Here is a 24,767-nt window from a genome sequence, read left to right as displayed (position 1 = left end):
AGATCAAGGGGCCAGCGCCAGTACCTCTGCCACCCACTGCTGGAAACCTTCAACGTTCAGGCCCAACGCAACCTGCGCATTTGCTGGATGCCCCAGACGTCCTTCGATGTCCACCACCGTCGTACCCGAGGTATATTCGCCCTGGGTTTCAACCGCCACGAAACACGACTGCAGGGTAAACAGTTCCGGACGCACCAGCCAGGCAATGGCACACAGATCGTGCATTCGCAGCCCCGTATTCATACTGCCGCTACGGTAATGGCTAAACAGCGCGTGCAGCATTTTTCCCGTCTGGTTAAGCTGGGGGAGCGTCGCCAGATAGTCCGGGGCGAGCATGGCCTGGTTAGTAACATCCAGCCCACACATCACAATATCCAGCCCGCTCTGGAAGACTTTCGCGGCGGCCTCGGGATCGATAGCAATATTAAACTCGGCGTTGGGTGTGAAGTTCCCGCGCCCGGCAGAGCCGCCCATAATCACCAGACGGTGAATGTTGAATACGCATTCAGGATAATGGGTCAGCAGCAGCGCAATGTTGGTCAGCGGGCCAATTGCCACCAGCGTCACGGGCTGCGGGGCATGCATCAGCGCATCGCGAATCGCCTGGAAGGCGGGTTTTGCCATCGCCTGGCGATCATGTTCAACAAATTCATACCCTTCCATACCGGACTCGCCGTGCACGGAAGCGGCATCACGCAGTGGCCGCACCAGCGGCATCGATGCTCCCTGCGCCAGTGGAACATCCGCATTCCAGAAGTGCAGCAGTTGCAACGCATTACGGGTGGTTTTTTCCACCGACACATTGCCTGCTACCGTGGTCATCAGTTGCAGATCCAGCTCAGGGGCAAACAGCGCGGCGGCAATGGCGGCGGCATCATCAATGCCGGGATCGGTATCAAGAATGATCGGTAAGCGCATGGTTTCTCCATAAAAAAATGCCAGACGTTAAGTCTGGCATCTTCTCATAATTGTAACCGGAAAGACTTACTCTACTTCACGAACATCCACACGCAGCTCTTTCGGCACTTCGAAAACGATGTTCTCTTCGCGGCCTTCCAGCGGAATAGCTTCCCCACCGCCAAGCTCCTGCAGGCGAGCAATCACATTTTGCACCAGGATATCCGGCGCCGAGGCTCCGGCCGTCACACCTACGCACTTCGCCTCTTTCACCCACGCTTCCTGGATGTCGGTCGCATCGTCAATCAAATACGCCGCTTTCCCCATTCGCTGTGCCAGTTCAGCCAGACGGTTGGAGTTAGAGGAGTTCTTCGAGCCGACCACCAGCACAACATCAGCCTGTTCCGCCAGCGCGCGAACCGCTTCCTGACGGTTGGTGGTGGCATAACAGATATCGTCTTTGCGCGGTCCGACAATTTTCGGGAAGCGTTGACGCAGAGCATCAATAACGTCAGAAGTATCGTCAACGGAGAGCGTGGTCTGCGTCATGAAGGATAATTTGCCTTCATTTTTCACATTCAGTTTCAGCACATCATCTGGTGATTCAACCAGATACATTCCGCCTTGCGGGTTGCTGTACTGGCCCATCGTGCCTTCAACTTCCGGGTGTCCGGCGTGACCAATCAGAATGGATTCTTCGCCACGACGGCTGGCGCGGGCAACTTCCATATGCACTTTCGTGACTAGCGGACAGGTTGCATCAAAAACCGTGAGGTCGCGGCCTTTGGCTTCGTTACGCACCGCCTGAGACACGCCATGAGCGGAGAAAATCAGGATCGCGCCATCCGGCACTTCGCTGATTTGCTCGATAAAAATAGCGCCGCGCTCGCGCAGGCTATCCACCACATAACGGTTATGTACCACTTCATGACGGACATAAATCGGCGCGCCGTAAATAGCCAACGCGTTTTCGACAATGCTGATAGCGCGGTCTACGCCAGCGCAAAAACCGCGCGGGTTGGCCAACAGGATCTGCATTTTACGCCTCCAGTGCCGGTTCGACTTCCAGCACTTCAATATCAAAATGAACGGTATGCCCAGCCAGCGGATGGTTGAAATCAACCGTGATCGAGTCACCGTTGATTTCACGGATCACGCCAGGCATCTCACTGCCGTCCATTGCGGTAAAGAGCATGATAGCGCCAATTTCTGGCTCGCCCGCGTCCATAAATTCCCGACGCGAGAAATACTGAATTAAGTCCGGACTTGATACGCCAAAGGCGGCATCCGGCTCCAGAGCAAAGGTGGTTTTATCGCCTTCTTTTAGCCCCAGCAGGTGTTGCTCCAGTCCTTCAGACAGAGAACCGTCGCCCAGGCGAAACAGCGCAGGCTTGCCGTTATTGCGGGTTGACTCTGCGGTGGAGCCATCGTCGAGCTTAAGGGTGAAGTGCACCAGCACCGCACTGTTACTCTGTACTGATTTAGACATGCAGGTTGCTCTTTAAAATTGCTGCCGCCTGTCTGCCCGGTGGCGCTACGCTTACCGGGCCTACAAGGATCGCAGTAAATTGTAGGCCGGATTAGCATAGCGCCATCCGGCATTTTTTTATGCGGCTTTTTTCTCTTTCGACGGCAGGAAGCCTTCGAGAACAATCAATGCCGCCCCGATACAGATAGCTGTATCGGCCAGATTGAAGGTCGCGAAATGCCAGTCGCCGACGTAAAAGTCAATCATATCAACCACGAAGCCGTGCCACAGGCGGTCAAACAAGTTGCCCAGCGCACCGCCAATGATTAACGCATACGCGATGTTGTTCAGCTTCTGCGTCGCCTTCGAGCGATACATCATCACCATCAGGATGACGCAAATACCGATAGCGATACCGGCAAAGAACCAACGTTGCCAGCCGCCGCTGTCAGCTAAGAAGCTAAACGCCGCACCATAGTTACGCGCGTAGTGCAGATTAAGCGACGGAAACAGCGACACCGTATTCCCCAGAGCAAAGTTCTGGAGGATCAGGTACTTGCTGCCTAAATCGATAATCAGCACGACTACCACCAGCCACAGCCAGCGTAGTCCTGTTGAACAAAGAGGCTTACTCATCAGGCAAACTTACGTTGTTCGCCATCACCGGCGATGTTGCTGACACAGCGTCCGCAGATATCTGCATGTTCCGCCACCTGGCCGACGTCGGTAGTGTAATGCCAGCAGCGCGGGCATTTCTCACCTTCGGCTTTGCTCAGTACGATTTTCAGACCTTTGAGCAGTTCGCTCTGCTGAGCATCAGCAGGAGCAGCCGCATAATCCGCAACCGTCGCACCTGAGGTCAGCAGTACAAAACGCAACTCTTCACCCAGCGCGGTCAGTTTCGCCGCCAGCTCAGGTTCAGCGTACAGGGTCACTGCCGCTTCCAGAGAACCGCCGACTTTCTTATCCGCACGCGCCTGCTCGATAACCTTGTTCACTTCGCCGCGCACTTTCAGCAGCTCGTCCCAGTAGGCATCGTTCATCGCTTCGGTTTCGCCTAAGCCAAACAGACCTTCGTACCATTCACCGGTAAAGACGTACTTCTCACGATCGCCCGGCAGGTAGCCCCAGATTTCATCGGCGGTGAAGGACATGATCGGCGCCATCCAACGAACCAGCGCTTCTGCAATATGGAACAGCGCAGTCTGGCAGCTACGACGCGCCACGCTGTCCGCTTTCGCGGTGTACTGACGGTCTTTGATGATGTCGAGGTAGAACGAACCCATTTCTACGGAGCAGAAGCGCATCAGGCGCTGTACCACTTCGTGGAAGTCATAGGCTTCATAGGCTTTCAGGATTTCGTCCTGCGCCGCTTGCGCACAACCTACCGCCCAACGATCCAGCACCACCATCTCTTCCGGTTTCACCATGTCTTTAACCGGATCGAACCCGTTCAGGTTCGCCAGCAGGAAGCGCGCGGTGTTACGGATACGACGATAGCTGTCGGCAGCACGTTTCAGGATTTCGTCAGAAACGGCCATTTCACCGGTGTAATCGGTAGAAGCAACCCACAGACGCAGAATATCCGCGCCCAGTTTGTTCATCACGTCCTGCGGAGAAACGGTGTTACCGATAGATTTGGACATCTTACGGCCCTGACCATCAACGGTGAAACCGTGGGTCAGTACCTGGCGATAAGGTGCTTTGCCTTTCATGGCGGTGGAGATCATCAAGGAAGACATGAACCAGCCACGGTGCTGGTCAGAACCTTCCAGATACATATCTGCCGCATGGCCCGCAAACTCAGGACGCACATCCACGACGGATGAGTGGGTTGAACCGGAGTCGAACCACACGTCCAGCGTATCCGGGACTTTGACATACTGGTCAGCTTCGTCGCCGAGGATATCTTTCGGATCGAGATCCCACCACGCCTGGATACCGTCAACTTCAACGCGTTTAGCCACTTCTTCCATCAGTTCGATAGCGCGCGGATGCAGCTCTTCGGTGTCTTTGTGAACAAACAGAGACATCGGCACACCCCACGTACGCTGACGGGAGATACACCAGTCAGGACGGTTGGCAACCATCGATTCAATACGCGCCTGGCCCCAGTCCGGGATCCACTGTACGCCTTTGATCTCTTTCAGCGACTGCGCGCGCAGGCCTTTCTGATCCATGCTGACGAACCACTGCGGGGTCGCACGGAAGATGATCGGTGACTTGTGACGCCAGCAGCATGGGTAGCTGTGCTGCATCTTCTCAACGTGCAGCAGCGCGCCTTTTTCGCTCAGCAGCGCAACGATTTTGTCGTTGGCTTTAAAGACGTTCACACCGTCCAGATCCGGATAGGTACCCGCCAGGTATGCGCCGTCCGGGCCAACCGGGTTAGCGATTTCCAGACCGTATTTCTGGCTGATGACGTAGTCATCCGGACCGTGACCGCCAGCGGTATGGACCGCGCCGGTACCCGCGTCCAGCGTAACGTGATCGCCAAGGATAGCCGGCACGTCAAAGCCCATAAACGGATGGGTAAAGCGCAGCAGTTCCAGCTCAGCGCCTTTCACTGTGCCGAGAATGGTGTATTCAGCCGCGCCAATACGCTGCATGACGCTTTCAACCAGATCTTTCGCCAGAATCACAGCCTGGCCGTCAATCTGCACCAGCGCATAGTCAAAATCAGGTGCCAGAGAGATTGCGCGGTTCGCCGGTAACGTCCACGGGGTAGTGGTCCAGATAACCAGAGAGATCGGGCCGTTGACGTCAGAAACGCCAAACTTCGCTTTCACCGCATCCTGATCGGCAGCGTGGAACGCCACGTCGATGGACGGGGAGGTTTTGTCATAATACTCAACTTCCGCTTCCGCCAGCGCGGAACGGCAGTCAACGCACCAGTGCACCGGCTTCGCACCTTTGTGCAGGTGACCGTTGCCGATGATTTTACCCAGCGCGCGAATGATATTGGCTTCGGTTTTGAAGTCCATGGTCAGGTACGGATGCGACCAGTCGCCCAGTACGCCAAGACGGATAAAGTCTTTACGCTGACCGTCAACCTGCGTAGCAGCGTATTCACGGCATTTAGCGCGGAACTCAGCGGCGGTGAACTTCTCGCCCGGCTTGCCGTATTCCTGCTCTACTTTCAGCTCGATCGGCAGACCGTGGCAGTCCCAGCCCGGAACGTAAGGCGAGTCATAGCCCGTGAGTCCTTTGGACTTCACGATAATGTCTTTCAGAATCTTGTTAACCGAGTGACCAATATGAATGCTGCCATTCGCATAAGGAGGGCCATCATGCAGAATGAAGGTTTTTTTGCCTTTTTTGGCCGCACGAATGATGCCGTACAGGTCATCATCAGTCCAACGCGCCAGCATTCCCGGTTCGCGCTTGGCGAGATCGCCGCGCATCGGGAACCCTGTTTCCGGCAAATTCAGGGTTGATTTATAGTCACTCATCAGATTCTCGGTTCCGTATTTAAAACTCGTATAGGCATTAAGCCGGTTTTGTTAGCCCAAAAAATTCACGGGCAGTCAACTCATCACGCGCAATCTGCGCTTTTAGTTCATCCAGCGAGGCAAATCGCTGTTCGCTGCGTATTTTTTTACGCAGTACTACATCTATATGGCGACCATACAGGTCCATTACAACGTCCAATAGATGCACTTCCAACTGCTGGCGTACGCCTGCTACCGTCGGGCGGGTGCCGATGTTGGCGACGCCGGGCAACGGTTTGTCACCCAGTCCCATCACTTCAACCGCATAAACACCTTTCACCGGAGAAACCTGACGACGAAGCGGTAAGTTTGCCGTCGGAAAACCGATGGTACGCCCTAACTCATCACCGTGAACGACGCGTCCTGAGATAGTAAAAGGATGCCCAAGCAGGCTTTCGGCCTGTTGCAGGTTATCTTCGGCCAGCGCCTGACGTACTGCGGTGCTGCTGATACGCACACCGCCTTCACAGAAGGTTTGGGTGCTGGTGATATCAAAACCATACTCAGCGCCCGCTTCCTGTAATAACAAGAAATCGCCCGCACGGCTAGCGCCAAAGCGGAAATCATCGCCAACGGCAAGAAATTGTACACCAAGGCGCTTCACCAGCAGGTCGCTAATGAAGGTCTGCGCCGTTAATGCGGCGAAACGCCTGTCAAAACGCACACACAGCACGTAGTCCACACCGCATTCGGCCAGATAACGCAGTTTTTCCCGCAGGCGGGTAAGGCGCGCAGGTGACTTGTCCGTCGCAAACAGTTCCAGCGGTTGTGGCTCGAAAATCATTACCACCACCGGTAAATTGCGTTTGCGCCCTTCTTCCCGTAAGCCTTGCAGCAACGCACGGTGGCCACGGTGCACACCGTCGAAATTACCAATAGTCAGCACACACCCATGCGGGGCCTGGCTGAGATTATGTATGCCTCGTATCAGCTTCATGTCTGGCTCAAAACAGTGAAAATCGTGAAAGTATACCCTGTACCGCGGTCAAGGTTAACCGGCGATTGTTTCTACGAAACAGAAAGAGGATGGTTTTCATTGTTATGAAACAAATTGACGCCCTTCACGGGTACGCCAATGCAATTTTTCTCGTCGAAAAGCTGTATTCACGCCACGCAAGCTGGTAGAATCCTGCGCCATCACTACGCAACGAGTGCTGGAATTTAAACGGCGCTTATTTGCACAAATCCATTGACAAAAGAAGGCTAAAAGGGCATATTCCTCGGCCTTTGAATTGTCCATATAGAACACATTTGGGAGTTGGACCTTGGCTAATATCAAATCAGCTAAGAAGCGCGCCGTTCAGTCTGAAAAGGCCCGCAAGCACAACGCTAGCCGTCGCTCTATGATGCGTACTTTCATCAAGAAAGTATACGCAGCTATCGAAGCTGGCGACAAAGCTACTGCACTGAAAGCATTTAACGAAATGCAACCAATCGTGGACCGTCAGGCTGCTAAAGGTCTGATCCACAAAAACAAAGCTGCACGTCATAAAGCAAACCTGACTGCACAGATCAACAAACTGGCTTAATCGCCTGCTTGTTGACGCTTTGTGAAAAAACCCGCGAAAGCGGGTTTTTTTATGCCTGCTATCTGGCGTTTTTCTCTTCAACCACTGATGTTGTTCTCACTCGCCCACGCTCTTCCTGACCAGCCTGTTTTTTCAGCTATCCCTCCCTTAGTTAGTCGCGTCGCGTAATACTTGAAAGTTATTTTCTTTCACTGTTTTCCTTTTTTTATTTCATTATTAAAAAAACTGTGACCACCTTAGCAAATAGAAACATCGCTCATTCAAAAACGAATAAACGCAATCCTGATGTAAGATTTGATAATTGATTGCTGCGGTAGGGTCAACTACTTTCCATGTACACCTTACTCACTCATTTTAATCTGAGGTTAAATTCAGTAACGACATAAAAAATAATATTTAAAACTTGCTTGGAAAGTAAAAGTTGTTTTTCTGGGCGTATCGCACCAATATCGGAGTTATTATTATGAGTTCTGTTATTGAGGATACCCAGTCTTGCGGGTCAGCATCATTATCTTTACTACAGCGTATTAGCTACGGCTCTTTGGATGTGGCAGGTAATCTACTGTACTGTTTCGGCTCAACCTACATCTTATATTTCTACACTGACGTTGCGGGTATTAGTCTCGCCGTAGCAGGTGTCATCCTGCTGTTGGCGCGTATCGTAGATGGTATAGATGCCCCAATCTGGGGGATCATTATCGATAAAACACGTTCACGTTACGGTAAATGTCGTCCCTGGTTCTTATGGCTGCCGCTGCCTTTTGGTGTATTCAGCGCGCTGTCATTTTGGTCTCCAGATATCAGCATGACAGGAAAAGCCATATATGCAGCAATATCCTACATGATTGCCAGCATTTTATTTACCGGACTCAATACACCGCTCAGCGCAATATTACCTCTAATGACTCTGTCCCCTAAGGAACGGCTGGTATTAAATTCCTGGAGAATGACCGGGGGACAAATTGGGGTTTTATTAATGAATGCCACAGCATTACCCCTGGTTGCATTTTTAGGTAACGGAAATGATCATGCCGGATTTATTTACACGGCAATTCTGTTTGCTGCGATATCCTGTTCGCTAACGCTTTTCGCCTTTAAAAATATCCGCGAAATGGATGCGGATAAAATACAGCAAGAACCCAAACTGCCGATGAAAAAAAGTTTCACGGCAATGAAAGGTAACTGGCCATGGATCCTGATGGTGCTGGCCAATCTGATCTTCTGGATTGCCCTGCAACAGCGGTCCACAACCATTGTTTATTATCTGACCTACAACCTCGATCGCAAAGACCTGGTTCCGCTGATTAACAGTCTGGCGACGATTCAGATCCTGTTCATCATCGCCATCCCTTTCTTTAGCAAATTCCTGGCTAAAACCTGGATATGGGTAGGAGGCTTGCTGGTCGCCACGTTCGGCGGCGTCTTGATGTGGCTGGCGGCGGACAACATACCTTTCCTCATCGCGGCCTGGGTGCTCGGCAATATCGGTAGCGGAATCGCCTGCTCAATGCCGTTTGCCATGTTGGGCTTTGCCGTCGACTTCGGTGCCTGGAAAACGGGCATCAAGGCCACGGGCATTCTTATCGCCTTCGGCAGTACTTTCTGCATCAAGATGGGCAGTGGTCTGGGTACCGCTTTCGCCGCCTGGATCATGAACAGTTTTGGCTATGTCCCGAACCATGCCCAAAGCGCTGCGGGCCTGGAAGGCATTACCTGGGCCTTTATCTGGGCGCCCGCCCTACTCTTCGCACTCGCGGCGATCCCGCTACTTTTCTTCCGTAAGTACGAAGCAATGGAAGAGACGATTCGCCACGATCTGGAAACCATCACCCAATAACTTTCTTAATCTTTACCCTCAAAATATGGGAGGCACCACCATGCCATTTGTGCAACATGACCCGCGTCGTCTGGTCTGGCAGCAAAACGATCGCTATTTGTGGATTGAACCCTGGGGCGAGAACAGCCTGCGCGTACGCAGTGGTCGTCATCTGCCGGTAATGAGAAATGAAGACTGGGCATTGATTGAGCCAGTCGCAGAAAGCCACTGCCACATCGATTATGAGCACCACCAGGCGACAATGACCAACGGCAAAATTATCGCTATCGTCAATCAAAAAGGACAAGTTACCTTTTACCGTCATCCACACAAACCCCTGTTGCAGGAGTTCTGGCGCCTGCGGGGCGAAATTGGCGAGGATGAATCTTCTCACGGCCAGTACGTCAGCGCACTCAACCTTGAGGGACGCGAATTCCGCCCTATTCAGGGTGGGAAATATTCACTTAAAGCCCGCTTCGAAGCCACCGAAGGGGAAAAAATTTACGGCATGGGCCAATATCAGCAGGCTAATCTGGATCTCAAAGGATGCGTGCTCGAACTGGCCCAGCGCAACTCTCAGGCCTCGGTGCCCTTTATGCTCTCAAGCCTGGGCTACGGATTTTTATGGAACAATCCGGCGGTCGGCCGCGTGACATTCGCCCACAACGTGACCGAGTGGGAAGCTCAAATCAGCGAGCAACTGGACTACTGGATCACCGCTGGCGATACCCCGGCAGAAATTAGCCGGGCGTATGCGCTCGCCACGGGCACGCCGCCGATGATGCCGGATTACGCCATGGGCTTCTGGCAGTGCAAGTTACGTTATCGCACTCAGGAGGAGTTGCTCGCCGTCGCCCGCGAGTACAAACGGCGCAATCTCCCCATCTCGGTAATCGTGATCGATTTCTTCCACTGGCCAAATCAGGGGGACTGGATGTTCGACTCGCGGGACTGGCCCGATCCCGATGCCATGATCGCCGAGCTAAAATCGCTGGGTATTGAGCTAATGGTCTCCGTCTGGCCAACTGTGGATAGCCGAACCGAGAGCTATCGGGAGATGCGCGAAAACGGCTGGCTGGTGCAAACAGAGCGCGGATTGCCGATTAATATGGATTTCCTCGGCAATACCACTTTCTTTGATGCCACCCATCCCGACGCTCGCGACTACGTCTGGGGTAAAGCAAAACGCAACTATTACGATAAAGGCGTGAAGCTCTTCTGGCTAGACGAAGCCGAGCCGGAGTTCAGCGTTTACGACTACGATAATTATCGCTACCACGCCGGACCGGTGCTGGAAGTGGGCAATATCTACCCGCGAATGTACGCCAAAACCTTTTTTGACGGCATGAAAGCCGATGGCGAAGACCAGGTGATCAACCTGCTGCGCTGCGCCTGGGCCGGAAGTCAGAAATACGGCGCGCTGGTCTGGTCAGGTGATATCCACTCATCGTTTCGTTCTCTGCGCAATCAGTTTGCCGCCGGGATGAACATGGGTATTGCAGGTATCCCGTGGTGGACAACAGATATTGGCGGCTTTCATGGCGGCAATATTCACGACCCACACTTTCATGAGTTGCTGATTCGCTGGTTCCAGTGGGGCGTGTTTAGCCCAGTGATGCGCCTGCACGGCAACCGCGATCCGCAGATTTTACCAGAACATCCTTACCGTGACGGTATTGCCCAGTGTCCGACCGGTGCTGCAAACGAAGTGTGGAGCTATGGTGAAGAGGTGTGCGAAGTGTTGACCGGCTGTCTGACGTTGCGAGAAAAGTTAAAGCCGTACATCAAAGCGGTGATGGCGGAAACACACGAACGCAATGCCCCGGTTATGCGCACCCTGTTTTTTGAATTCCCAGAACAGACAAGGAGTTGGGAGATTACCGACCAGTACTGTTTTGGCCCCGACCTGCTGGTTGCGCCCGTCATGCTTGAAGGTATGCGCGAGCGTGACGTTTGGCTACCGGAAGGTGAAACATGGACGGATCTTGCAACCGGCGAGAGCTATCAGGGAGGACAAACGCTACGCTATGACGCTCCCCTGAACAGAATTCCGGTATTTATCCGCGAAGGCGGGCAGTATCGTAATATGTTGAAACTGTAGTCACAGTCCGGCTGCGGTTAGTACACCGCAGCCGGCAACATGAAGGCGTTTAGACCTGTGGCGACTTGAACAGTGCTGAGTAGTCCGTATTGCAAATACGCTGCACCGCCGGATGCTGGATCATCCTTTCAGCAAATATGGCGTGATACTCCTCCATCACATTCTCTACGCGTCCAATTTCAACAATAGAATCATCGGCATAGAAATTGTGTGAATACAGCGTAGGTGCAACGAAAATGGCATTATGCGTTGCGCCAAACGCTTTCATCAGCGCAGCGTCATCAAACTCGCCGAGGATTTCGACATTCAATCCTTGTGAGTTGATCCAATTCAGCAGCTTACGACCGAGCATTGAACGACGTCCAGGGATCAGTAATCGACGCTCCTCAAGGCAGGCCGGGAAGGGTTTTTCAGGCAACGGTTTGGTGCACCAAAAACTCACGCTGCATTCGCCTATCCGCACTGAGAACAGCCCTTCCTGCTGCGTAGAGTCGATCGGGCAGTCGGAGATAATCATATCCAGCTTATGCTGACTGAGTTGATCCAACAGCATCTCATGTGTTGACTCAAAACAACGCAGATGGATTTGTTCATCTTCAACCACAGCGGCATCCAGCACGCTACTGACCAACTGCTTCGATAGCGCATCCGCCACGCCGACATCAAACAGTAAATTAGACTCTTTGCGGTAGTTCACGATATCCAGCATTTCCTGGCTTAAGGTGAACATCTTATCCGCATAACGAAAAACTAATTCGCCTAACTCACTAGGCTCCAGTCCACGCCCCTTGCGCTTGAACAGCTTTCCCTGCAAACGTTCCTCAAGCGCTTTAATCTGTCCGGTAATGGTTTGCGGCGTCAGATAAAGCGCTTCTGCAGCGCCAACCACCGAACCTTCTTTATAGACATGCCAAAAGTAGTACAGGTGGTTGTAGTTTATATGAGACATACTCACTCCCTGAAAATTGTCACAAAAGGGTTATCCCGTCAGGCTGACGCGTTCAACCGGGTGCGTAACCAGCAGTAACCTATTACCGCCGACAGCAAGGAACCGATCAGGATCCCCAGTTTCGCCCAGTTAATCAGCTCAGGATCGACGTTCCCAAACGCCAGGCTGGCGATAAAAATCGACATCGTAAAGCCAATGCCGCATAGAATGCCGACCGCCATAATCTGCTGGAAATTCGTTCCCTCTGGCAATCGCGCCACCTTGAGGCGTAACGCCAGCCAGCAAAACAGACTGATACCCAACGGTTTACCGATCAACAAACCAGCAATGATCCCCAGCGGTAACACCGAGGTCAGTCCATCAATAGTAACGCCCTGCAGTGAAACGCCCGCGTTGGCGAAGGCAAACAGTGGCAGGATCAGGTATGCCACCCATGGATGCAGAACATGCTCCAGTCGCTTCGCCGGTGAACGCCCGTGTTTTTCCTTTAACGGAATGAAGAAACCGACGATCACGCCAGCCAGCGTCGCATGCACGCCGGACTTCAGTACCGCAGTCCACAGCACCACGCCAACCAGAATATAAATCCCGGTACGTCTCACTCCGCACAGATTCAATGCCGCCAGAACGAGGATCGCGCACGCGGCAACCCCCAGCGACAACAGCGAGAGATCGCTGGTATAGAACAGCGCGATAATTACGATAGCACCGAGGTCATCGATAATCGCCAGCGCCATCAGGAATATTTTCAACGCCAGCGGTACACGGCTGCCCAACAGCGCCAGCACGCCTAATGCAAAAGCGATATCCGTTGCCGCCGGGATCGCCCACCCTTCACGGGTGATGGGATCGGCATAGTTGAATGCCAGGTACAGCAGCGCCGGGACAATCATGCCCCCGATAGCGGCAATGATCGGAAACGCTGCCTGACGCAGGCTGGCCAGCGAGCCTTGCATCAACTCGCGCTTCACCTCCAGACCAATCAACAGGAAGAACACCGCCATCAAAGCGTCGTTGATCCACAGCAGCATATTTTTGTTGATCTCAAGCGCGCCAACCCGCAGTTGAACGGGCGTTTCCAAAAAGGCGTGGTACCATCCACTGGTTACCCCGATGTTTGCCATCAGCATAGCGACCACGGCAGCGATGATCAGAATGATGCCCCCCGAGGCGTCACTACTAAAAAAACGATGCAGATGTTTCACTTTTATTCTCTCTATTGGGTGAATACTTCGTAAATACTATCTTACACCCTCAAAAAGCTCGTTAAAATTAGATTATTTGTGATTGATAGATCGGTTTTTACGATGTATCCAAATAAAGTCGATAAAGATTTTCCGAGCGGAAAACAGAAATAAAAAAGCCTGAGGCTTTTCAGTCCCAGGCTTTTTATTCGAGATAAAACGGCGAATTAGCGAGTCAGATCGTCAAAGAACTTCTTCACACCGTCGAAGAAACTTTTGGAGCGCGGACTGTTTTGTTCACCCGTCGGGCCGCCAAAGCTGTCCTGCAAATCTTTCAGCAGTTGCTTCTGCTTGTCGTTCAGGCCAACCGGGGTTTCCACTACCACGCGGCACAGCAGGTCTCCCTGAGCGCCACCGCGTACAGACTTGACGCCCTTTCCACGCATGCGGAAAAGTTTGCCAGTTTGCGTTTCGCCCGGAATTTTTAGCTTCACGCGACCGTCCAGCGTCGGGACTTCAATCTCGCCGCCCAGAGCAGCCATCGCAAAGTTAATCGGCACTTCGCAGTAGAGGTTATTGCCTTCACGTTCGAAAATTGGGTGTTGTTTTACCTGCACCTGAACGTACAAATCACCTGCTGGCGCGCCATGCTCACCGGCTTCGCCTTCACCAGACAAACGGATACGGTCGCCGGTATCAACCCCAGCCGGGATTTTAACAGACAGCGTTTTGCTCTTCTCAACGCGACCATGCCCGTGGCATTTGTTGCACGGATCTTTGATCAGCGTACCGCGGCCCTGACAGTGTGGACAGGTCTGCTGTACGGCAAAAAAGCCCTGACGCATCTGCACCTGACCGGAACCGTGACAGGTTGGACAGGTTTGCGGCTGAGTGCCCGCCTTCGCGCCGCTACCGTGGCAGACGTCACACTCTTCCAGAGTCGGAATACGGATCTCTTTGGTGACGCCACGCACGGCTTCTTCCAGAGTGAGATCCATGTTGTAACGTAAATCAGCACCACGTGAGGCGCGCTGACGACCACGACCGCCGCCAAAGATATCGCCAAACACGTCACCAAAGATATCGCTGAAGTCAGCCCCGCCGCCAAAACCGCCGCCGCCGCCCATACCGCCTTGCTCAAACGCAGCATGACCGTACTGATCGTAGGCCGCACGTTTTTGCGCATCGGTCAGGATCTCGTACGCTTCTTTGATCTCTTTAAACTTGGCTTCGGCCTCTTTATCACCCTGGTTGCGATCCGGGTGATATTTCATGGCCAGGCGCTTGTAGGCCTTTTTGATTTCACGCTCTTCCGCTGATTTGGAAACGCCTAAAATCTCGTAATAGTCTTGCTTAGCCATCTCTTTTTATCTGCCCCTAACATGCGTGCACGGGCGGAGAGGAAACCTCTTCGCCCGTGCCAGTAATTACCCGTTCAAAGGGCGATTATTTTTTGTCTTTCACTTCTTCAAACTCGGCGTCGACAACGTCGTCATCTTTCGCGTTATTTGCAGAAGCATCAGCGCCTGCTGCACCAGCCTGTTGCTGTGCGTGCTGCTGCTGAGCGATTTCCATCAGTTTCTGGGAAACCTGTGCCAGCGCCTGCATTTTCGCTTCGATATCCGCTTTGTCTTCACCTTTCAGAGAAGTTTCCAGCGCGGTCAGTGCAGACTCGATGGCAGTTTTGTCGTCAGCCGGCAGTTTGTCGCCTGCTTCTTCAACCTGCTTGCGAGTGCTGTGCAGCAGATGGTCACCCTGGTTACGGGTCTGAACCAGCTCTTCAAACTTACGGTCAGATTCTGCGTTCGCTTCTGCTTCGCGAACCATTTTCTGAATTTCTTCTTCGTTCAGACCAGAAGAAGCCTTGATGGTGATCTTCTGCTCTTTACCGCTGTTTTTGTCTTTCGCGGAAACGTGCAGGATACCGTCGGCATCGATGTCAAAAGTAACTTCGATCTGCGGCATACCGCGCGGAGCCGGGCTGATACCATCCAGGTTAAACTGACCCAGATCTTTGTTATCAGCAGCACGTTTACGTTCACCCTGCAGCACATGGATGGTTACCGCAGACTGGTTGTCTTCAGCGGTAGAGAACACCTGGCTGTGCTTGGTCGGGATAGTGGTGTTTTTCGCGATCAGCGGAGTCATTACGCCACCCATGGTTTCGATACCCAGAGACAGCGGGGTAACGTCCAGCAGCAGCACGTCTTTAACATCACCGGTCAATACACCACCCTGAACAGCAGCACCGATTGCTACGGCTTCGTCCGGGTTAACGTCTTTACGCGGTTCTTTACCGAAGAACTCAGCGACTTTCTTCTGCACCATCGGCATACGCGTCTGACCACCAACGAGGATAACGTCGTTGATATCAGATACGGACAGGCCAGCATCCTGCAGAGCAACTTTCAGCGGCTCGATAGAACGGTTAACCAGGTCTTCAACCAGGCTTTCCAGTTTCGCACGGGTCACTTTGATGTTCATGTGTTTCGGACCGGTCGCGTCTGCAGTGATGTACGGCAGGTTCACGTCGGTCTGCTGAGCGGAAGACAGCTCGATCTTCGCTTTCTCAGCGGCTTCTTTCAGACGCTGCATCGCCAGCGGGTCATTACGCAGGTCGATACCCTGATCTTTCTTAAACTCGTCAACCAGGTAGTTGATCATACGGCTGTCGAAGTCTTCACCACCCAGGTGGGTATCACCGTTGGTTGCCAGAACTTCGAAGGTTTTTTCGCCGTCAACTTCGTCGATTTCGATAATAGAGATATCGAAAGTACCACCACCGAGGTCATATACCGCGATAGTACGGTTGCCGACTTCTTTATCCAGACCGTAAGCCAGCGCAGCTGCGGTTGGTTCGTTGATGATACGTTTTACTTCCAGACCTGCGATACGACCGGCGTCTTTAGTTGCCTGACGCTGAGCATCGTTAAAGTATGCAGGTACGGTGATAACTGCTTCAGTTACCGGCTCACCCAAGTAATCTTCAGCCGTTTTCTTCATTTTTTTCAGCACTTCAGCAGAAATCTGCGGCGGTGCCAGTTTCTGACCTTTTACGTCAATCCATGCATCACCGTTGTCAGCACCGATGATTTTGTACGGCATGATGGCTTCATCACGCTGTACTTCTTCGTCCTGGAAGCGGCGGCCAATCAGGCGTTTAATCGCAAACAGGGTGTTTTGCGGGTTTGTCACTGCCTGACGTTTAGCCGGCTGACCAACCAGAGTTTCACCATCCTGGGTATAAGCAATGATAGAAGGCGTGGTGCGATCGCCCTCGGCGTTCTCCAGCACACGTGCAGTAGTGCCATCCATAATCGCTACACAAGAGTTGGTAGTACCCAGGTCGATACCAATAATTTTACCCATCTAAACGTCTCCACTAAAAATTCGGTCATCATGTGGTTGTGAATCTGTAATAAGGGCGAAACGTGCGGTTTCAACTACCCTGAATCGTTTTTTTTCAGACTCACCACTGCGGTTGCTTACAAGATGGGGTCGTAACCCACGTCATCAAGGGGGGCATGAAAATTTTTTTTAGCCTTGTGGCAATAAAATCGCAGAAAAAAGGCTAAAAGATTAAAAAATGAATAGTCTCAAATCAAAATTAATTCATAAAACAGATAAATTCAGCACAACCATTCACATAAAAATTGTAATAAAAAGAAAAGATTACAAGCATGAATCATGATTCTGACAGCGGTAAGATGGTCTGAAACGACACACTTTTACAGCCGTCAAAGAGAAATTCCATGAAATCCGTATTAACCCTTTCCGCCAGCCTGCTTATGGGCCTGCTGCTAAGCAGCGCCGCACACGCTAACGATCATAAAGTCCTCGGCGTGATCGCCATGCCTCGTAATGAAACCAACGATCTAACGCTGAAACTTCCCGTTTGCCGCGTGGTGAAACGCATTCAACTTACGGCCGATCATGGTGATTTACAGCTCAGTGGTGCATCGGTTTATTTCAAAGCTGCCCGCATGTCCAGCCAGAGTCTGAACGTGCCTTCCTCCATCAAAGAAGGGCAAACGACCAATTGGATCAACATCAATAGCGACAACGACAATAAGCGCTGCGTGAAAAAAATTACCTTCTCCGGCCATACGGTGAACTCTTCTGATATGGCGACGCTGAAAATCATCGGCGACGACTAATTCCCCATTCTTTTATTCAAAAGCCATAGAAACATGAATGTCACCTATTTGAATGACGACGATCTCGATTTTCTTCAGCATTGCAGTGAGGAGCAGCTCGCCAATATTACCCGCCTGCTTACACATAATGAAAAGGGGAAAGCCCGTCTGTCGAGCGTTCTCAACCACAACGATTTATTTAAATCGATGGAAGGACATCCGGAACAGCACCGCCGCAACTGGCAACTGATTGCTGGCGAACTGCAGCATTATGGGGGCGACAGCATTGCCAATAAACTCCGTGGACATGGAAAACTGTATCGGGCGATTTTGCTGGACGTTTCGAAGCGTCTGAAGATTAAAGCTGATAAAGAGATGTCCACGTTCGAAATTGAACAGTCTCTGCTGGAGCACTTTTTACGCAATGCCTGGCAAAAAATGGATGCCGGACAAAAGCAGGAATTTCTGCAGGCTGTCGATGCAAAAGTTTCTGAACTGGAAGAACTGCTACCGTTATTATTGAAGGATCGTCACCTGGCAAAAGGCGTCTCTCACCTGCTCTCCGGCCAGTTAACCAAAATTCTGCGAACCCACGCCGCCGTCAGCGTAATCGGGCACGGATTACTGCGCGGAGCCGGACTTGGCGGCCCGGTAGGTGCGGCTTTAAACGGGGTTAAAGCGGTGAGCGGCAGCGCTTATCGGGTGACGATCCCAGCTGTACTCCACATTGCCTGCCTGCGCAGAATGTTCAACCACGCACAAGCGTGATGCCCATCACAGGGAAAATAATTCGTTTTCCCTTCGTTAGATCATAGACAGTGCCCTCTCCCCTGATTATTATGCCGCGCCCCGAAGACAGTGATCGTTATTTGGGGAAACTATTTCACCATTCAATCAATGATGATTTTGAGGAATTATGGGCAACACTAAGTTGGCTAATCCGGCACCGCTGGGCCTGATGGGCTTTGGCATGACCACCATTCTGCTTAACCTGCATAACGCGGGTTTCTTCGCTTTAGACGTTATTATTCTGGCGATGGGCATTTTCTACGGCGGTATCGCGCAAATTTTTGCCGGTCTTCTGGAATATAAAAAAGGCAACACCTTCGGTTTAACCGCCTTTACCTCCTACGGTTCGTTCTGGCTGACGCTGGTTGCGATTCTGCTGATGCCGAAAATGGGCCTTGCGGATGCAACCAATGGTCAGTTCCTGGGCGCTTACCTGGGTCTGTGGGGCGTGTTCACTCTGTTCATGTTCTTCGGTACGCTGAAAGCCGCGCGCATGCTGCAGTTCGTGTTCCTGAGCCTGACAGTGCTGTTCGCCCTGCTGGCCGTTGGCAACATTGCAGGTAACGAAGCAATCATTCACGTAGCGGGTTGGGTTGGCTTAGTGTGTGGTGCAAGCGCCATTTACCTGGCGATGGGTGAAGTGCTGAACGAACAGTTTGGCCGTACCATCCTGCCGATTGGTGAAGCGCACTAATCTGACAATATCCCCCCTGAAGGGGGGATATTCCTTACAAACGCTGTAACTCTCCCTGTACGCTCGTATCGCGATGATAAATATCCTGTCGCAGCCAAATCCCCAGACCTAACCCCACCAGCGATAACGCCAGCACATACCAGGCCGGAGCCATTGGCGACACGCTCATTAACATCGTCACGGCGATTGGCGTCAGACCACCAAAAATGGCATATGAGACGTTATAGGAAAAGGAAATGCCGGTAAAACGGACTTCCGCCGGAAACGCCCGCACCATGACATAAGGCACTGCGCCGACCACGCCAACGCATAATCCCACCAGCCCGTATAACAGGAACAAGTGCTGAGGATGGCTGCCGGTCAGGTGATAGAAAAACCAGCTCGAACAGGCCAGCAGCAGGCTGCCGACAATAAAGGTTTTGCTGGCGCCGACCCGGTCGACAATAAATCCGGCCAGCAGACAGCCGACGCACAGCATAATGGTAGCGACACTGTTGGCCTGTAACGTTAGCGCGGGTGCAAAGCCATACTGCTTCTGCAGCCAGACTGGTGACATCAGGATCACCACCACAATCCCGGCCGATAACAGCCAGGTCAGCAGCATTGAAATAACCACCGCTTTTTTATGCTTACTCACCACCGACTTCACCGGTAGCTCTTGCGCAAGTGCTTTACGCTGCTGCATTTCGAGGAAGATGGGCGTTTCCTGCAACCAGCGACGCAGGTACATCGCCACCAGCCCAAAAACGCCCCCCAGCAGGAACGGGATACGCCAGCCGTAGTCATGCACCGCCTGTTGCGTCAGGTTGGTATTCACCAGCGTAGCAACCACCGATCCCAACAAAATCCCCACAGTCAGCCCGGCGGTCAGCGTGCCACAGGCAATGCCGATGCGGCGCTCCGGTACGTGCTCCGCCACGAACACCCACGCGCCCGGCACTTCTCCGCCGATGGCAGCGCCTTGCAAAATGCGCATCAGCAGTAACAGCAGCGGTGCGAGGATCCCCATTGAGGCGTAGGTAGGCAAAAGACCAATCGCCAGCGTCGGTATCGCCATCAGCAAAATGCTCAGGGTGAACATTTTCTTACGCCCGACCAGATCGCCAAAGTGCGCCATGATGATGCCACCCAGCGGACGCGCCAGATATCCGGCGGCAAAAATGCCGAAGGTTTGCACCTGACGTAGCCACTCAGGAATGTCTGCCGGAAAGAACAGTTCACCAACAACAGCGGCAAAGAAGACGAAGATAATGAAATCATAAAACTCAAGCGCACCGCCGAGGGCAGCAAGCGTAAGAGTTTTATAATCCTGGCGATTAAGCGGTCGAGTGTGTTGTGACATAGCAAACCATCAGTCAGTGGAGTTATTGAATCTGTCTGTCGATACATGTAAAGCAAAAATTACTATATCGTAAACAATTCAATACTCCACTATGATTGGCACTTATGTCACGATCGGGCTACTTTCAGGCGTTTGTATCGCGAATTGCGCTTTTAGGACGAAAAGATGCTACAACAGCCGGTGCGGTTTCCACATACGGCCCATCCAGCAACTGTATACAATACGGTACACTTGCAAAAATACCCGGTACGATAACCTTACCGTCGGCATCTTTCACGCCTTCCAGCGTTTCTTTGATCGATTTCGGCTGCCCAGGCAGATTCAGGATCAACGCCTGTTTGCGAATCACACCAACCTGGCGGGAGAGAATAGCCGTTGGCACAAAGTGCAGACTTATCTGGCGCATCTGTTCGCCAAAGCCTGGCATCTGGCGGTCAGCGACGGCAAGCGTAGCATCGGGGGTCACGTCGCGACGTGCCGGACCCGTTCCGCCGGTAGTCAGCACCAGATGACAGCTCATTTCATCAACCAGCTCGCATAAGGTCTGTTCGATGATCGCCTGTTCATCCGGGATCAGTCGCGTTTGCAGCTCAAAAGGGGTGGTAAGGGCAGATGCCAGCCACTCTTCAAGGGCCGGGATACCTTTATCCTGGTAAACGCCGCTGGAAGCACGGTCAGAAATGGAAACCAGGCCAATGCGTAAAGTATTCATGATTATTCCGTTTAAACAGTCTCGTTAAACAGAATGATACACTGCGAAAGGAAGGACAGACAGGTTTCAGAAGAGGTAGCGTGACCCATATCAGGGTCACGCTTAAATGATTACAGCAGATCGCCGATCATTTTTTCCAGTTTACCCTGGTCTACAGCAAACTTACGGATACCGTCCGCCAGTTTATCTACAGCCATCGGATCCTGGTTGTGCTGCCACAGGAACTCAGCTTCGGTGATGCGTGCAGGACGCGCTTTCACTTCGCCGGAGAAGGACAGTTTACGTTCGATAGCGCCTTCGCTTTCCGCCAGCTCTTTCAGCAGTGCCGGAGCAATCGTCAGACGATCGCAGCCTGCCAGCTCAATGATTTCGCCGATGTTACGGAAGCTCGCACCCATCACCACGGTTTCGTAACCGTGCTGTTTGTAGTACTCGTAGATTTCCGTTACGGAAACCACACCCGGATCTTCTGCCGGTGCATACTCTTTCTTGTCGGTGTTGGCTTTGTACCAGTCAAGAATACGACCAACGAACGGAGAAATCAGGTATACGCCAGCTTCTGCACATGCACGTGCCTGCGCGAAGGAGAACAGCAGAGTCAGGTTACAGTTGATGCCTTCTTTTTCCAGCTGCTCAGCGGCACGGATGCCCTGCCAGGTTGAAGCCAGTTTAATCAGAATGCGATCGTTGCTGATGCCAGCGTCGTTGTACATCTTGATCAGACGTTTTGCTTTCGCGATGGACGCGTCGGTGTCGTAAGACAGACGAGCGTCAACTTCAGTAGAGATACGACCCGGGACCAGTTTCAGGATCTCCAGACCGATATTTACTGCCAGTTTGTCGGTCGCGTCGACGATCTGCTGTGCGCGGTCGTTGCTCTGCTGCTTAGCCCAGGCTACAGCGTCATCAATCAGCTTGCGGTATTCTGGGATCTGCGCTGCGTTAAGAATGAGAGAAGGGTTAGTTGTGGCATCCTGAGGCTGATACAGCTTCATTGCCGCGATGTCTCCGGTGTCGGCCACTACTGTGGTGAACTGACGAAGGGAGGTCAATTTGTCCGTCATGATAGCGATTCTCTTTAAACAGCTTGTTAGGGGGATGTAACCGATCTTCCCTGATGATAGCACGACGCACTCTCAGCGCAACCGCCTGGATTGTCCGACCCGCCGCTCAGCCCTGATTACGCATCTCAAAGCCTGTGATGCGCAATTGCGGGATATAACGATTGTTATGATAAACTCCCGCAATCACTCTCATGACAAGGTATATACTGGTCGATTATTGGTAGCGCTTACACGGAAATCTTCGCGCTTACCGGCATCAACAAGAGGGATGTTAATGCCTGATTTTTTCTCATTTATTAATGAAATACTCTGGGGATCGGTGATGATCTACCTCCTGCTTGGCGCAGGATGTTGGTTCACCTGGCGTACAGGGTTCGTGCAGTTCCGCTACATTCGCCAGTTTGGCACAAGTCTTAAAAACAGCATTAGCCCGCAGCCGGGCGGTTTAACTTCCTTTCAGGCTCTGTGCACCAGCCTTGCCGCGCGTATCGGTAGCGGGAACCTGGCCGGCGTAGCGTTGGCGATCGCCGCTGGCGGCCCTGGAGCCATTTTCTGGATGTGGGTCTCAGCGGTCATTGGTATGGCAACGTCATTCGCCGAGTGCTCACTTGCCCAACTGTATAAAGAACGCGATAGCAAAGGACAGTTCCGCGGTGGCCCTGCGTGGTATATGGCACGTGGTCTGGGCATGCGCTGGATGGGCGTCCTTTTTGCCATCTTTTTACTGATTGCCTATGGACTGATTTTTAACAGCGTTCAGGCGAACTCGGTCTCTCGTGCGTTGACCTTTGCTTTTGACATCCCTCCCCTCTACTCCGGTATCGCACTGGCAATAGTGTCATTACTGGTCATCGTCGGCGGTATTAAAGGCGTCGCACGCCTGATGCAATGGTTCGTTCCGATGATGGCACTGCTGTGGGTTGGAAGTAGCATCATCATCTGTCTGTGGCATATCGGGCAGCTTCCCGACATTATCGTCACCATTATAAAAAGCGCCTTTGGCTGGCAGGAAGCAGCAGCGGGTGCGGCCGGATATACGCTAAGCCAGGCTATTGCCAACGGTTTTCAGCGCGGCATGTTTTCTAACGAAGCCGGAATGGGATCTACGCCGAATGCAGCCGCATCGGCCGCCTCCTGGCCACCGCATCCTGCGGCACAAGGCATTGTGCAAATGATTGGGGTATTAGGCGACACTCTCGTGGTCTGTACGGCTAGCGCGATGATTATTCTGTTGGCAGGCAATGGCACCAGCTATGTGCCAATGGAAGGCATCCAGTTACTTCAAAAAGCAATGGTAACGCTGACGGGAGAATGGGGAGCCGGATTCGTGGCTTTTATTGTGATTCTGTTTGCCTTTAGCTCGATCGTCGCCAACTACATCTATGCGGAGAACAATCTCGTCTTTCTGAAACTGGACAATATGCGCATCATCTGGCTATTGCGAATCGCTACCATTAGCACCATTATCGGCGGAACGTTTGTCAGCTTCCCGCTGGTCTGGCAGTTGGCCGATATCATTATGGCTTGTATGGCCATTACTAACCTGACAGCGATTCTGCTGCTTTCTCCGGTTGTCCATACCATCGCCAGCGATTATCTGCGCCAGCGTAAACTCGGGGTGCGCCCGGAATTCGATCCGCGCCGTTATCCTGATATCAGACAACAGCTTGCCCCCGAAAGCTGGGATGAAACGCCGCGCGGATAGCGCGGCAATCACAACCATCGATCAAATCTGTCGTTTTTTTTGCTAAAGTCGCAGTAAATTTCCTGCAAGGACTGGATATGCTGATTCTGATTTCACCTGCAAAAACGCTCGACTACCAAAGTCCGCTGGCAACAACACGCCATACGCTACCCGAACTGCTGGATCACTCTCAGCAGCTTATCCATGTGGCGCGCCAGCTCTCTGCGCCGCAGATTGGCAAGCTGATGGGAATTAGCGACAAACTGGCGGATTTGAATGCCACGCGTTTCCATGACTGGCAGCCTGACTTCACGCCGGACAATGCGCGCCAGGCCATTCTGGCATTTAAGGGCGACGTGTATACCGGGCTGCAGGCTGAAACCTTCAGCGAGGCGGATTTCGACTTCGCTCAGCAGCATTTAAGGATGTTGTCCGGACTGTACGGCGTTCTACGTCCGCTGGATTTGATGCAGCCTTATCGTCTGGAGATGGGCATTCGTTTGGCCAATGCGAAGGGTAAAGATCTCTACCAGTTCTGGGGAGATATCATCACCGATAAACTTAATGAAGCACTTGAAGCACAAGGCGACAGCGTGGTGATTAATCTCGCTTCGGATGAGTATTTTAAATCCGTGAAGCCGAAAAAGCTCAATGCCGAGCTGATTAAACCAGTCTTCCTAGACGAGAAAAACGGCAAGTTCAAAGTCATCAGCTTTTATGCCAAGAAAGCGCGCGGCCTGATGAGCCGCTACATCATTGAGAACCGCTTAACGCAGCCGGAACAGCTGACCGCATTTAACAGCGAAGGCTATTTCTTTGATGAAGAAGCGTCAGGAAACGGCGAACTGGTGTTTAAACGCCACGAGCAATAATTTACATGCCGGATGACGGCTAACGCCTTATCCGGCCTA

General features: G+C 52.4%; 21 protein-coding genes and 1 pseudogene. 8 read left to right on the top strand and 14 right to left on the bottom strand.

Annotation, left to right across the window (positions count from 1 at the left end; genetic code table 11):
* Nucleotides 1-3: 3 nt before the first annotated feature.
* The 7 genes and pseudogenes from rihC to WC1_RS24900 form a co-directional block, all read right to left on the bottom strand.
* Nucleotides 4-918, bottom strand: coding sequence for a ribonucleoside hydrolase RihC (gene rihC, locus WC1_RS20500; RefSeq protein WP_003018923.1), 915 nt, complete (start codon nt 916-918; stop codon nt 4-6).
* A gap of 66 nt (nt 919-984) precedes the next feature.
* Nucleotides 985-1,935 (bottom strand): 4-hydroxy-3-methylbut-2-enyl diphosphate reductase, encoded by a 951-nt coding sequence (ispH, locus tag WC1_RS20505; protein ID WP_003018925.1) that lies wholly within the window; start codon nt 1,933-1,935, stop codon nt 985-987.
* Between the two features lies 1 nt (nt 1,936).
* Nucleotides 1,937-2,386, bottom strand: a complete 450-nt coding sequence (gene fkpB, locus WC1_RS20510) for an FKBP-type peptidyl-prolyl cis-trans isomerase (RefSeq protein WP_003018929.1) — start codon at nt 2,384-2,386, stop codon at nt 1,937-1,939.
* Nucleotides 2,387-2,503: 117 nt separating this feature from the next.
* Nucleotides 2,504-3,001: a signal peptidase II gene (lspA, locus tag WC1_RS20515; protein WP_016149529.1), complete on the bottom strand. Its 498-nt coding sequence runs from the start codon at nt 2,999-3,001 to the stop codon at nt 2,504-2,506.
* Nucleotides 3,001-5,817, bottom strand: coding sequence for an isoleucine--tRNA ligase (gene ileS, locus WC1_RS20520; protein ID WP_016149528.1), 2,817 nt, complete (start codon nt 5,815-5,817; stop codon nt 3,001-3,003). The genes lspA and ileS overlap by 1 nt, the downstream gene beginning before the upstream one ends.
* A gap of 37 nt (nt 5,818-5,854) precedes the next feature.
* Nucleotides 5,855-6,793, bottom strand: coding sequence for a bifunctional riboflavin kinase/FAD synthetase (gene ribF, locus WC1_RS20525; RefSeq protein WP_003845657.1), 939 nt, complete (start codon nt 6,791-6,793; stop codon nt 5,855-5,857).
* A 7-nt stretch (nt 6,794-6,800) separates the two neighbouring features.
* A pseudogene (locus WC1_RS24900) lies at nt 6,801-7,004 on the bottom strand (DUF2575 domain-containing protein).
* Between the two features lie 117 nt (nt 7,005-7,121).
* Between WC1_RS24900 and rpsT the strand changes: the two are divergent.
* The 3 genes from rpsT to WC1_RS20540 all read left to right on the top strand — a co-directional run bounded on the left by rpsT (nt 7,122) and on the right by WC1_RS20540 (nt 11,302).
* Entirely contained in the window at nt 7,122-7,385 is a 264-nt protein-coding gene (gene rpsT / locus WC1_RS20530; RefSeq protein WP_003018940.1) for a 30S ribosomal protein S20, read from the top strand.
* A gap of 463 nt (nt 7,386-7,848) precedes the next feature.
* Nucleotides 7,849-9,222, top strand: a complete 1,374-nt coding sequence (locus WC1_RS20535) for an MFS transporter (RefSeq protein WP_003837335.1) — start codon at nt 7,849-7,851, stop codon at nt 9,220-9,222.
* A gap of 40 nt (nt 9,223-9,262) precedes the next feature.
* Nucleotides 9,263-11,302, top strand: coding sequence for a glycoside hydrolase family 31 protein (locus tag WC1_RS20540; RefSeq protein WP_016149527.1), 2,040 nt, complete (start codon nt 9,263-9,265; stop codon nt 11,300-11,302).
* 49 nt (nt 11,303-11,351) lie between these two features.
* Here the strand turns inward: WC1_RS20540 and nhaR are convergent, their stop codons facing one another.
* The 4 genes from nhaR to dnaK form a co-directional block, all read right to left on the bottom strand.
* Nucleotides 11,352-12,251, bottom strand: coding sequence for a transcriptional activator NhaR (gene nhaR / locus WC1_RS20545; protein WP_003837333.1), 900 nt, complete (start codon nt 12,249-12,251; stop codon nt 11,352-11,354).
* 38 nt (nt 12,252-12,289) lie between these two features.
* Nucleotides 12,290-13,456 carry a Na+/H+ antiporter NhaA gene (nhaA, locus tag WC1_RS20550; RefSeq protein ID WP_016149526.1) on the bottom strand — a complete coding sequence of 389 codons (1,167 nt, stop codon included), beginning with the start codon at nt 13,454-13,456 and terminating at the stop codon, nt 12,290-12,292.
* A 206-nt stretch (nt 13,457-13,662) separates the two neighbouring features.
* Nucleotides 13,663-14,796, bottom strand: a complete 1,134-nt coding sequence (gene dnaJ, locus WC1_RS20555; RefSeq protein ID WP_003837322.1) for a molecular chaperone DnaJ — start codon at nt 14,794-14,796, stop codon at nt 13,663-13,665.
* Nucleotides 14,797-14,881: 85 nt separating this feature from the next.
* A complete protein-coding gene (gene dnaK / locus WC1_RS20560) occupies nt 14,882-16,804 on the bottom strand; it encodes a molecular chaperone DnaK (protein ID WP_003018959.1) in 1,923 nt (640 codons plus the stop codon).
* A gap of 383 nt (nt 16,805-17,187) precedes the next feature.
* Between dnaK and WC1_RS20565 the strand changes: the two genes are divergently transcribed.
* The 3 genes from WC1_RS20565 to satP all read left to right on the top strand — a co-directional run bounded on the left by WC1_RS20565 (nt 17,188) and on the right by satP (nt 19,054).
* Nucleotides 17,188-17,592, top strand: coding sequence for a DUF2541 family protein (locus WC1_RS20565; protein ID WP_003018965.1), 405 nt, complete (start codon nt 17,188-17,190; stop codon nt 17,590-17,592).
* Nucleotides 17,593-17,625: 33 nt separating this feature from the next.
* Entirely contained in the window at nt 17,626-18,339 is a 714-nt protein-coding gene (msyB, locus tag WC1_RS20570) for an acidic protein MsyB (RefSeq protein WP_003837316.1), read from the top strand.
* A gap of 148 nt (nt 18,340-18,487) precedes the next feature.
* Complete coding sequence (satP, locus tag WC1_RS20575) at nt 18,488-19,054, top strand: acetate uptake transporter (RefSeq protein ID WP_003018969.1); 567 nt, start codon at nt 18,488-18,490, stop codon at nt 19,052-19,054.
* Nucleotides 19,055-19,088: 34 nt separating this feature from the next.
* Here satP and WC1_RS20580 read toward each other — a convergent pair whose 3' ends face one another.
* From WC1_RS20580 to tal, 3 genes are all read right to left on the bottom strand, one after another.
* Nucleotides 19,089-20,396 carry an MFS transporter gene (locus tag WC1_RS20580; protein WP_003837314.1) on the bottom strand — a complete coding sequence of 436 codons (1,308 nt, stop codon included), beginning with the start codon at nt 20,394-20,396 and terminating at the stop codon, nt 19,089-19,091.
* 124 nt (nt 20,397-20,520) lie between these two features.
* Nucleotides 20,521-21,108: a molybdopterin adenylyltransferase gene (gene mog, locus WC1_RS20585; protein ID WP_003018973.1), complete on the bottom strand. Its 588-nt coding sequence runs from the start codon at nt 21,106-21,108 to the stop codon at nt 20,521-20,523.
* A 110-nt stretch (nt 21,109-21,218) separates the two neighbouring features.
* A complete protein-coding gene (gene tal / locus WC1_RS20590) occupies nt 21,219-22,172 on the bottom strand; it encodes a transaldolase (protein ID WP_003018974.1) in 954 nt (317 codons plus the stop codon).
* 274 nt (nt 22,173-22,446) lie between these two features.
* Here tal and WC1_RS20595 point away from each other — a divergent pair, with 274 nt between their 5' ends.
* On the top strand, nt 22,447-23,877 hold the full coding sequence (locus WC1_RS20595; protein ID WP_016149525.1) for an alanine/glycine:cation symporter family protein: 1,431 nt from the start codon (nt 22,447-22,449) through the stop codon (nt 23,875-23,877).
* Nucleotides 23,878-23,954: 77 nt separating this feature from the next.
* The gene (yaaA, locus tag WC1_RS20600) at nt 23,955-24,728 is read left to right on the top strand and encodes a peroxide stress protein YaaA (RefSeq protein ID WP_003018978.1); all 774 of its coding nucleotides are present in this window, start codon (nt 23,955-23,957) and stop codon (nt 24,726-24,728) included.
* The last annotated feature ends 39 nt before the right edge of the window (nt 24,729-24,767 follow it).

This window comes from Citrobacter sp. KTE30, assembly GCF_000398825.1.
In the GTDB taxonomy this organism is placed as follows: domain Bacteria; phylum Pseudomonadota; class Gammaproteobacteria; order Enterobacterales; family Enterobacteriaceae; genus Citrobacter; species Citrobacter freundii.
The sequence above is the reverse complement of the archived record's forward strand: the minus strand, read 5'-3'. Positions and strand labels throughout refer to the sequence as shown.